Below are 9,779 nucleotides of genomic sequence, written 5' to 3' on the forward strand. Positions count from 1 at the left end.
CGACTCTATCAGACTCTTTCGTGTCCGACTTCCTCGGCGCTTTCCAGGTTTTCGCTTTCGCGCTTTCCCTTTCCGGCGAGTCCGACTCTATCAGAAGTTCTCCACCGGATTTCCCGGCTTCGGATTCCTGAATGAGGAGTCGACTGTACCCCACTGGAATTCAATTCCTTTTGGGGGTGAGAGAGAGTTTAAACCATCGCTGCCGAACTTGTCCAGTTCGAGGCAACCGTTCGAATCTACCTCCCCACGCGCTCCGTGTCAACGGTCTTCGCGGGACGACGAGGAGACTAGCAGCTCAACAGGCTTGTACGCACATCAGGCCGCGGTCGGGAGCGTCGCCGTCTGGTCGGCCTCCTCTACGTCGCCGACGTCGCCGGCGCGCGCGGCCCTGCCGCCCAGGATGAAGACGTAGAGGAGGAAGGCGACCTCGGCCGCGACGCCGATCGTGATGCGGGCCCAGGTGGGGAGGCCCGACGGGGTCACGAAGCCCTCGATCAGGCCCGAGATGAACAGGATCACCGCGAGGCCGATGGCCATGCCGAGGGCGGCGCGTCCCTGTTCTGCGAGGGCCGTGCGGCGGGTGCGGGGGCCCGGGTCGATGACCGTCCAGCCCAGGCGCAGCCCCATGCCCGCGGCCACGAAGACCGCCGTCAGTTCGAGCAGGCCGTGCGGAAGGATCAGTCCCAGGAAGACGTCGAGGCGGCCGGCGGAGGCCATCAGGCCGAGACCGACGCCGAGGTTGGCCATGTTAAGGAAGAGGATCCACAGCACCGGTATCCCCAGGAACGCGCCCAGGACCAGGCAGATCGCGGCCGCCTGGGCGTTGTTCGTCCAGACCTGGGCGGCGAAGGAGCCGGCGGGGTGGCTGGAGTAGTACGTCTCGTACTGGCCGCCCGGCTGGGTGAGCGCCTTCAGCTCCTCGGGCGCCGCGATGGCGCTCTGGACCTCCGGGTGCGTGGCTATCCACCAGCCGATGAGCACGCCGAGCGCCGTCGAGAGCAGGGCCGTCGGTATCCACCAGCGGCGACTGCGGTAGACCGCCGCCGGGAAGCCGGCCGTGAAGAAGAGGGCGGCGTCGCGCCAGCCGGCCCGGCGGGTGCCCGTCACCGTGGCCCGGGCGCGGGCGACCAGCTGGGTCAGTCGGCTCGTGAGCATCGGGTCCGGGGCGCTGGACTGGATCTGGGAGAGGTGGGTGGAGGTGCGTTGGTAGAGCGCGACGAGTTCGTCGGCCTCGTCGCCGGTGAGCTTGCGGCCCCTGCCCAGGAGCTGCTCCAGGCGTTCCCACTCCGCACGGTGTGCGGTCACGAAGACGTCGAGATCCATCCGGTTTGCCGCTCCCCTGTCCCAGGTCCCCTGGCCACTGCCTATTCCTAGTGTGGTCAGCTTGGCAGACTGGAGGCCTTAGGGGCGGGGGGGTAGGTCACATGAGAGGTGCTGTGGTGAGCGATCTGGTGACGGGGGACGCGGTCGTCCTGGGGCTCAGGCCCGCGCGGCTACCGAGCCGCGGGCTGGCGATCCTCCTGGATCTGGCCGTGTACGTCACCGGATACGTGCTCATCTCCGCCGGGCTGGCCATGGCCACCGCCTCGCTGGACGACGCCGCCCAGGCTGCCGTCGCGGTGGCGAGCTTCCTGCTGTTCCTGGTGGGCGTGCCGATCGCGGTGGAGACGCTGTCCCACGGGCGTTCGCTCGGCAAGCTCGCCTGCGGGCTGCGGGTCGTCCGGGACGACGGCGGGCCGATCCGGTTCCGGCACGCCCTGGTGCGCGGGGCCATGGGGGTCGTGGAGCTGTTGCTGGCCTTCGGGTCGATCGCATGCATCGCCTCGCTGGTGTCGGCGCGCGGGCGGCGGCTCGGGGACGTGTTCGCGGGGACGCTGGTGGTCCGGGAGCGGGTGCCGGGAACCCGGGTGATGCCGGTGCCTCCGCCGCCGCCGTGGCTGGCCGGGCGGTTCACCGGGCTGGACCTGTCGGCGGTGCCGGACGGGCTCTGGTTGGCGATCCGCCAGTACCTGACGCGGATGAACCAGTTGGATCCGCAGGTGGGCGCCGCGATGGCGGTGCGGCTCGCGGACGATCTGGTGGCGCGTACGGGGGCGCCGCCGCCGGCCGGGGTGCCGGCCGCCGCGTTCCTGATGGCCGTGGTGCACGAGCGGCAGTCGCGGGACGCCGCCCGGGCGTTCCGGCCGGCCGCCGCGGGTCCTGGCCCCGGGCCCGCCCCGGTACCGGGTCCGGTGCCCGTCGTGGCGCCGGTCCCCTACGCGGCTCCCGCGCCCGCGGCACCGGCGGCGCCCGTAGCGGCTCCGCGCGCCGGCGGGTTCGCGCCGCCCGCCTGAGGGGTCACTCTTCCTCGAAGGCCGAGGGCGGCGTCTCCAGGTGTTCGAGTTCGATCCCGGGGGCCGACAGCACCACGTCCCCGGCGATGTGGATCGTGTGGACCTCGCCCGTGTCCAGGGCGCTGACCCGGTACTCGTCCACCAGCAGCGGGCCGCTGTCCGTGGGGTGTTCCTGGCGGGCTACGAGGGCCCAGGCCTGGTCGACCGTACGGGGTGCCAGGACCGGGTCGGTGAGGGCCAGGAGCCGGACGCGGGTGGCGGGGGCGCCGGGGGTCAGGCGCAGCAGCCGGGCCGTCGCGACGAGGAAGGCCGGGGAGGTGCCGGTGAAGCCGGGGGCGGCGATGTTGCCCTCGGTGGCCTCGGTGCCGGTGGGGTCGGTACGGACCCAGGTGACGCCGTCGATGGCGGCGCCGCGCACCTGCCAGCTCGCGGCGTTGACCTCCATGCGGATGGGGCGGCCCAGCTCGTCGATCGCCAGGTCGACGGAACCGCGGTGGTCCCCGTCCGGGCCGGTGAGCTGGGAGACGTAGCGCCAGCCGGAGGGCCCGGGCGCGCAGTGGAAGTGCTCCTCGCCGAGCGGGGTGTGGTCGTGCGGGTCGTGGAGCGAGTAGCGGCCGCGGGGCATGTGCGCACACTTCTTCGGATCGGAGGGGATACGGGGCAGGCCCCCGGCACATGTGCCGGGGGCCTGCTTCAGGTACGTCCGCGGTTGATCAGTGGGTGATCAGTAGCGGTAGTGGTCCGGCTTGTACGGGCCCTCGACCTGGACGCCGATGTACGCGGCCTGCTCCGGGCGCAGGGTGGTGAGGCGGACGCCGAGGGCGTCGAGGTGGAGGCGGGCGACCTTCTCGTCGAGGTGCTTCGGGAGCACGTAGACCTCGGTCGGGTACTCCTCCGGCTTGGTGAAGAGCTCGATCTGGGCCAGGGTCTGGTCCGCGAACGAGTTCGACATCACGAAGGACGGGTGGCCGGTCGCGTTGCCGAGGTTCAGCAGGCGGCCCTCGGAGAGGACGATCAGGACCTTGCCGTCGGGGAACGTCCAGGTGTGGACCTGGGGCTTGACCTCGTCCTTGACGATGCCGTCGACCTTCGCGAGGCCGGCCATGTCGATCTCGTTGTCGAAGTGGCCGATGTTGCCCACGATGGCCTGGTGCTTCATCTTGGCCATGTCGGTGGCCATGATGATGTCCTTGTTGCCGGTGGTCGTGATGAAGATGTCGGCCGTCTCGACGACGTCGTCGAGGGTGGCGACCTGGTATCCGTCCATCGCCGCCTGCAGCGCGCAGATCGGGTCGATCTCGGTGACGATGACGCGGGCGCCCTGGCCGCGGAGGGACTCGGCGCAGCCCTTGCCGACGTCGCCGTAGCCGAAGACGACCGCGACCTTGCCGCCGATGAGGACGTCGGTGGCGCGGTTGATGCCGTCGATCAGGGAGTGGCGGCAGCCGTACTTGTTGTCGAACTTCGACTTGGTGACGGCGTCGTTCACGTTGATCGCCGGGAACAGCAGGGTGCCCTCGGACATCATCTCGTAGAGGCGGTGGACACCGGTGGTGGTCTCCTCCGTCACGCCGCGGATCTCGGACGCGAGCTGCGTCCACTTCTGCGGGGCCTCACCGAGGGTGCGGTTGAGCAGGGTGAGGATGTGTGCGTACTCCTCGGAGTCCGCCGTCGACGGGTCCGGGGCCGAGCCGGCCTTCTCGAACTCGACGCCCTTGTGGACGAGGAGGGTGGCGTCACCACCGTCGTCGAGGATCATGTTCGGGCCGCCGGTGGGGGTGTTCGGCCAGGTCAGCGCCTGCTCCGTGCACCACCAGTACTCCTCCAGCGTCTCGCCCTTCCAGGCGAAGACGGGGACGCCCTGCGGGTTCTCCGGGGTGCCGTTCGGGCCCACCGCGATGGCGGCGGCCGCGTGGTCCTGGGTGGAGAAGATGTTGCAGGAGGCCCAGCGGACGTCGGCGCCGAGGGCGACGAGGGTCTCGATGAGTACGGCGGTCTGCACCGTCATGTGCAGCGAGCCGGTGATGCGGGCGCCGGCCAGGGGCTGGGCCTGCGCGTACTCGGCGCGGATCGACATCAGACCCGGCATCTCGTGCTCGGCCAGGGTGATCTCCTTGCGGCCGAACGCGGCAAGGGAGAGGTCTGCGACCTTGAAGTCCATGGGTGCTGCTCCTCATGGTTCGAGAGGGTGGGTACGGCTGGGCCGTGCGCCGTCCTGGGGACGGGACACCGAGCACAGTCCGTCGGGGGTCCTCTCTCCCCTCGGCCGGTCGCAGGGACCGCCCGACCCGCCATCAGCAGCGACGCCTGACACTGGGCACGAATCTACACCGGTCGGCGCGGCGAGCCCCAGTCGGACGGGGAAGAAGCCGGGTGCTGATTCACGGGAACCGGCCCCGGCAGGGGTTGCTGGCCGCTCCTGACGGGGCGTCGACCTGGGGGTACCGGGCATGATCCGGTGGCCGGGACCCAGTCGCCGCGCGGTTTCGGCCAGACCGTATTCTTCCGGCCGTTCGCACTGGTGGGAGGGGTTTCGGAGTCATGAAGAACAGACCTGGGCGCAAGCGGGGCATATGGGCGATCGCCCTGCTGATCGTGGGTGTCGGACTGAACGTCGGTGCGATCGCGCTCATGTTCAGTCAGTTCAAAGTGCACAGCTATGAGGGCGGCGCCATGCTGCCCACGCTGCCCACCGGGGAGCTGGTCATGGTGAAGAGGGATCCGTCCGAGGTGCGCCGCGGTGACGTCGTCACCTACGACCCCGTCGGGTGGGAGGGGCCGGGGCCGAACATCGGGCGCGTGGTGGCGGTGGGGGGCGACCACATTGCCTACGTGAAGGGGGACGCCGCCCTGACCCTGAACGGGCAGCCGCTCGAAGAACCCTACGTACTGGACAACGCTCCCGGGGCTCCGGGTCTTGCCTTCGCCGTCTCGGTGCCACAGGGCCGGGTCTTCATCTTGGGTGACAACCGCGGCAACTCCGCGGACTCCCGCTACTACGCGCAGCTCCAGCAGGGCACGCTGCCGGTGTCGGCCGTGACCGGGGTGCAGGTCCCCGAGGAGAACGGACTGATGCTGGCCCTCGGTGCCGCGTCGAGCGTCGGAACGCTGGCCCTGCCCGTGGGGATCGGGCTGGGCATCGCCGCGCTCGTGGCGCGGCGGAAGAAGCAGCCGGTACCGGCGGGGCCCGTCTGGGGCGCCGTACACGTCGACGAGCCGTAGGCGACGACGGAGACGGAAGGCCCCCGCGGGCTGCTGCTCGCGGGGGCCTTCGGGCGTTCAGGGCGGCTCGGTGGCCGCTCGGTGCTACTTGGCGGCTTCCGGGCGGTAGATGTCCGGCTCCAGGTAGATCACGCGGGCGATCGGGACCGCCTCGCGGATGCGGGCCTCGGCGGCGTTGATCGCGTCGGCCACCTCGGTCGCGGTGTCGTTGCCCTCGACCGCGATCTTGGCGGCGACCAGCAGCTCCTCCGGGCCTAGGTGCAGGGTGCGCATGTGGATCACGCGGGTGACAACGTCCCCGTCGACCACCGCGGCCTTGATCTTCTCGACTTCCTCGATGCCGGCGGCCTCGCCGAGCAGCAGGGACTTGGTCTCCGCGGCCAGGACGATCGCGATGACGATGAGCAGGATGCCGATGCACAGGGTGCCGATGCCGTCCCAGACCCCGTTGCCGGTCAGCAGGGCGAGGCCGACGCCGCCGAGGGCCAGCACCAGGCCGACGAGCGCGCCGAAGTCCTCCAGGAGGACGACGGGCAGTTCGGGGGCCTTGGCCCGCCGGACGAACTGGGTCCAGGTCTGCTTGCCCCGGATCTCGTTCGACTCCTTGATCGCGGTGCGGAAGGAGAAGGACTCCGCGATGATCGCGAAGACGAGGACGCCGACGGGCCAGTACCAGTTCTTGATCTCGTGCGGGTCGTGGATCTTCTCGTAGCCCTCGTAGATGGCGAACATGCCACCGACGGTGAAGAGCACGATGGAGACCAGGAAGGCGTAGATGTAGCGCTCGCGCCCGTACCCGAAGGGGTGCTGCGGCGTCGCCTCGCGCTGCGCCTTCTTGCCTCCGAGGAGCAACAGCCCCTGGTTGCCGGAGTCGGCCACCGAGTGGACGCTTTCCGCGAGCATCGACGAGGATCCGCTGAAGAGGAACGCCACGAATTTGGCTACAGCGATGGCGAGGTTGGCGGCGAGTGCCGCCACGATCGCCTTGGTACCGCCCGACGCGCTCATGGGTTCAGGGTGTCCTTCCTAGCCACTGACTACCGGCCGCACATTGTTGCAGCCGGTGGGCGGGGGCGCGGCGTCAGACCACCACGGTGGCACGAAAGATCGTCCCGCTTCCAGACAGTTCGACCTTTTCGCCCGCCGGTACGAAGACCGACTCGCCGGGAGTCAGGGCCAGTTCGCCGGCCCGCGGGGAGCCGGCCGTGCAGAGCAGGATCTGCGGGGTGTCGTGCGGGAGCGCGCGGGAGGCGCCGCCGGGCGCGAGGAGGAAGCGGGAGAGCCGGAACTCGTCGATGGGGGTCTCGTAGACCTCCTCGTCGTCGCCCTCGGGGCGCAGCAGGTTCGGGTCGCCCGGCTCGAACTTCGCGATCTTCAGCAGCTCGGGCACGTCCACGTGCTTGGGAGTGAGCCCGGCGCGCAGCACGTTGTCCGAGTTGGCCAGCAACTCGACGCCGAGGCCGTCGATGTAGGCGTGCGGGACGCCGGCGCCGAGGAACATCGCCTCGCCGGGCTGGAGTCGGACGTGGTTGAGCAGCATCGCCGCGATGACCCCCGGGTCGCCCGGGAAATGGTGGACCAGCGTGGCGTACGGGGTGTAGCGGCCGCCGAGTCGGGTGACGGCGGCGGCGACCTCGTGCACGGTGTGGGCCATTTCGGCGCGGTCCGCGGTCAGTACGGCCGTCAGCATTTCGCGCAGGGCGGCCTCTTCGGGGTGCGCGCGCAGCAGGTCCACGTACGGCTTGAGGCTGTCCACCTCCAGGCCCTCGAGGAGGTCCGCGGCCTCCGACGGCGGGCGGAAGCCGCACAGCCCGTCGAACGCGGTGAGCGCGCAGATCATTTCGGGCTTGTGGTTGGGGTCCTTGTAGTTGCGGTGGTCCGCGTCGATCGGGACCCCGCGGCGCTCCTCGTCCTCGAAGCCCGCCCGGGCCTGGAGCAGGTCGGGATGGACCTGGAGGGAGAGCGGGGCGCCGGCGGCGAGGATCTTGAACAGGAAGGGCAGTCGGGGGCCGAACTTGGCGACGGTGGCAGCGCCCAGCTCGCCTTCGGGATCGGCGGCGATGACGTCCGAGAGCGCCCGCTCGCCCGCTCCCCGGTCGATGTGGGAGGGGGCGCCCGGGTGGGCTCCCATCCACATCTCGGCCTGGGGCTCACCGGTGGGTTCGACACCGAGGAGCGCGGGGAGGGCCGTGGTGGATCCCCAGGCGTAGGGGCGGATCGTGTTCGTCAGGCGGTCCATCGTCGTCTTCCTGGATAGAGCTGGGTACTTCAGCGCCTCAGCTGTGTCCGCCGGAAGCCAACGCCAGGTAGGCGGTGGCGAAATCCGTGACGGCGAGGAGTTCGGCGAGCTGCTCCAGTTCGACGCCCTCCTCCGGTTCGAGCTCGCTGATCGCCGTGTCGTGGCTGTGGGCGAGTTCTCGTGCGGCGGGGGCGGCGGTGAGGCCGCCGGCGGGCCGGTCGCGCAGCAGGACGACGCGGGCGCGAAGGGCCTGGGGCTCTTCGACCCGGTCACGGAAGAAGTCGTCGGGGTCGGCTCCGGCGGCGAAGGATCCGGCGAGCAGGATGCCGTGGGCGGGCAGGGCCTCCGGAAGCACGGCGGCCAGTGCGGGGCGGCCGGCGAGTTCGGCCAGGGTGGCGGCGAAGCGGCGGCCCGCGGGGGCGGCGCCGGTGCCCTCGCTCCAGATGAGCGGGAGGGAGTCGGCCAGCTCGGCGGCGAGGGTCTTGGCCGGGTTGGAGTACGTGGCGATGGCGGGCCCGCAGCGTTCGGCCGTTCGGTCGAGCCGGTCGGCGACGAGCTGCAGGGTGTCGGGGGCGGCGGTGATCAGGCCGACCTTGTCGAGGAGCAGCAGCAGCGGCGTCAGCAGGGCCCACAGGGCGCCGGGTCCGGCCGCGGCGGACTCGTCGTACTCCTGGTACGGGGCCTTGGCCATCGGTACGAGGAGCCCGTGCGCGCCGTCCACCGCCTCGCTCAGCGGTGAGCGCTCGGGGGCGACGGCGACGACGGTGCAGCCGCGCCGGTACGCCTGCTCGGCGAGGACGGCGAGCCCGGGCTCGGTGCCGTCGGTGGTGGCGAGGAGCAGCAGGTCGACGGGTCCGGCCCAGCCGGGCAGGGCCCAGCGCAGCGCGCCGGCCGCGTGGGCGACGCCGGTGGGATCCAACCGGATGACGGGCGCGGAGGCTCCGGCGAGGGCGCCGAGCAGGTCGGCGACGCCGGTGGCGGCGGTGCCGGGCCCGGCGATCAGGACGGAGCGCGGGCGGCCGTCGGGGCGCAGCTCGGCGAGACCGGCCTCGGTCGCGTGCCGGGCGGCGGTACGGACTCTGGCTCCGGCCTCGGCCGCACCGCGGAGCAGGCCCCGGCGGTCGACGCGGGCGAGATCGTCCGGTGCGTCGAGGAGCGACTCGTCGAGCATGGCGGCCTCCGGCGGTGTTGACGGATCCAGGGTGGCGGAATCGGTCTCAGCGTCTGCGTGTGCCTGTGCGGCGCCGCAGGGGTCAGGCGGGGCGGCGGGCCTCGTCCACGAGGAGCACGGGGATGCCGTCGCGGACCGGGTACGCGAGGCCGCAGTCCTGGCCGGTGCAGATCAGCTCGGGGGTCGTCTCGTCGGCCGACTTGTCCTCGAGGGGTGAGTGGCAGGCGGGGCAGGCCAGGATCTGCAGGAGGCCGGCTTCGAGCGGCATGGGGCGTTTCCCTTCGGGCATGTGGGTGGGGCGAGGTCAGCGTACCGCCGAGTTCGCGGCGGTGCGGTGTCGTGCGGGCGGGTCGGACCGGGCCCGGAGCCGGGCCCCGGGCTCCGCCCGGACCCCGCGCCTCGAACGCCGGCGGGGCTTGATTGGGCGGAGCCCGGCTCCCAGGTGCAGCCCCGTGTGCGCCTCAAACGCCGGCGGGGCTCAAAACGGTCAGGCGCGGATGAGGGCGAGGGCCTCGTCGCGGACCTTGGCCAGGGTGGCCTCGTCACGGGCCTCCACGTTCAACCGCAGCAACGGTTCGGTGTTGGAAGCACGGACGTTGAACCACCAGTCCTCCGCCGTCACCGTCAGACCATCGAGCTCGTCCAGCTCGACACCCTCGACGTTGCCGTACGTCTCCTTCACCGCCGCCAGACGGGCCGCCTGGTCCGCGACCGTGGAGTTGATCTCCCCCGAACCCGCGTACCGGTCGTAGGAGGCCACCAGCTCCGACAACGGACCGTCCTGACCACCCAACGCCGCCAGCACGTGCAACGC

General features: G+C 71.2%; 9 protein-coding genes and 1 pseudogene. 2 read left to right on the top strand and 8 right to left on the bottom strand.

Annotated elements, in window-relative coordinates; translation table 11 throughout:
- Nucleotides 1-315: 315 nt before the first annotated feature.
- Entirely contained in the window at nucleotides 316-1,323 is a 1,008-nt protein-coding gene (locus ACIQK6_RS42775; protein ID WP_329101436.1) for a stage II sporulation protein M, read from the bottom strand.
- 116 nt (nucleotides 1,324-1,439) lie between these two features.
- On the opposite strand from ACIQK6_RS42775, the gene ACIQK6_RS42780 reads away from it, so the two are divergent.
- Nucleotides 1,440-2,333, top strand: coding sequence for an RDD family protein (locus tag ACIQK6_RS42780; RefSeq protein ID WP_329101435.1), 894 nt, complete (start codon nucleotides 1,440-1,442; stop codon nucleotides 2,331-2,333).
- A gap of 4 nt (nucleotides 2,334-2,337) precedes the next feature.
- Here ACIQK6_RS42780 and ACIQK6_RS42785 read toward each other — a convergent pair whose 3' ends face one another.
- The gene (locus ACIQK6_RS42785) at nucleotides 2,338-2,958 is read right to left on the bottom strand and encodes a hypothetical protein (protein ID WP_329101432.1); all 621 of its coding nucleotides are present in this window, start codon (nucleotides 2,956-2,958) and stop codon (nucleotides 2,338-2,340) included.
- Nucleotides 2,959-3,057: 99 nt separating this feature from the next.
- Nucleotides 3,058-4,494 (bottom strand): adenosylhomocysteinase, encoded by a 1,437-nt coding sequence (gene ahcY, locus ACIQK6_RS42790; RefSeq protein WP_329101431.1) that lies wholly within the window; start codon nucleotides 4,492-4,494, stop codon nucleotides 3,058-3,060.
- A 380-nt stretch (nucleotides 4,495-4,874) separates the two neighbouring features.
- On the opposite strand from ahcY, the gene lepB reads away from it, so the two are divergent.
- Nucleotides 4,875-5,555 (top strand): signal peptidase I, encoded by a 681-nt coding sequence (gene lepB / locus ACIQK6_RS42795; protein WP_329101429.1) that lies wholly within the window; start codon nucleotides 4,875-4,877, stop codon nucleotides 5,553-5,555.
- An 84-nt stretch (nucleotides 5,556-5,639) separates the two neighbouring features.
- Here lepB and ACIQK6_RS42800 read toward each other — a convergent pair whose 3' ends face one another.
- From ACIQK6_RS42800 to manB, 5 genes and pseudogenes are all read right to left on the bottom strand, one after another.
- Nucleotides 5,640-6,563, bottom strand: a complete 924-nt coding sequence (locus ACIQK6_RS42800; protein ID WP_329101427.1) for a cation diffusion facilitator family transporter — start codon at nucleotides 6,561-6,563, stop codon at nucleotides 5,640-5,642.
- A 73-nt stretch (nucleotides 6,564-6,636) separates the two neighbouring features.
- Nucleotides 6,637-7,794: a mannose-6-phosphate isomerase, class I gene (manA, locus tag ACIQK6_RS42805; protein ID WP_329101425.1), complete on the bottom strand. Its 1,158-nt coding sequence runs from the start codon at nucleotides 7,792-7,794 to the stop codon at nucleotides 6,637-6,639.
- A gap of 37 nt (nucleotides 7,795-7,831) precedes the next feature.
- A complete protein-coding gene (locus tag ACIQK6_RS42810) occupies nucleotides 7,832-8,965 on the bottom strand; it encodes an SIS domain-containing protein (RefSeq protein ID WP_329101423.1) in 1,134 nt (377 codons plus the stop codon).
- Between the two features lie 82 nt (nucleotides 8,966-9,047).
- Nucleotides 9,048-9,233, bottom strand: a complete 186-nt coding sequence (locus ACIQK6_RS42815) for a Trm112 family protein (RefSeq protein WP_327385137.1) — start codon at nucleotides 9,231-9,233, stop codon at nucleotides 9,048-9,050.
- A gap of 219 nt (nucleotides 9,234-9,452) precedes the next feature.
- A pseudogene (gene manB, locus ACIQK6_RS42820) lies at nucleotides 9,453-9,779 on the bottom strand (phosphomannomutase/phosphoglucomutase); the annotation flags it as partial.

Source organism: Streptomyces sp. NPDC091682 (genome assembly GCF_044756625.1).
Taxonomy (GTDB): domain Bacteria; phylum Actinomycetota; class Actinomycetes; order Streptomycetales; family Streptomycetaceae; genus Streptomyces.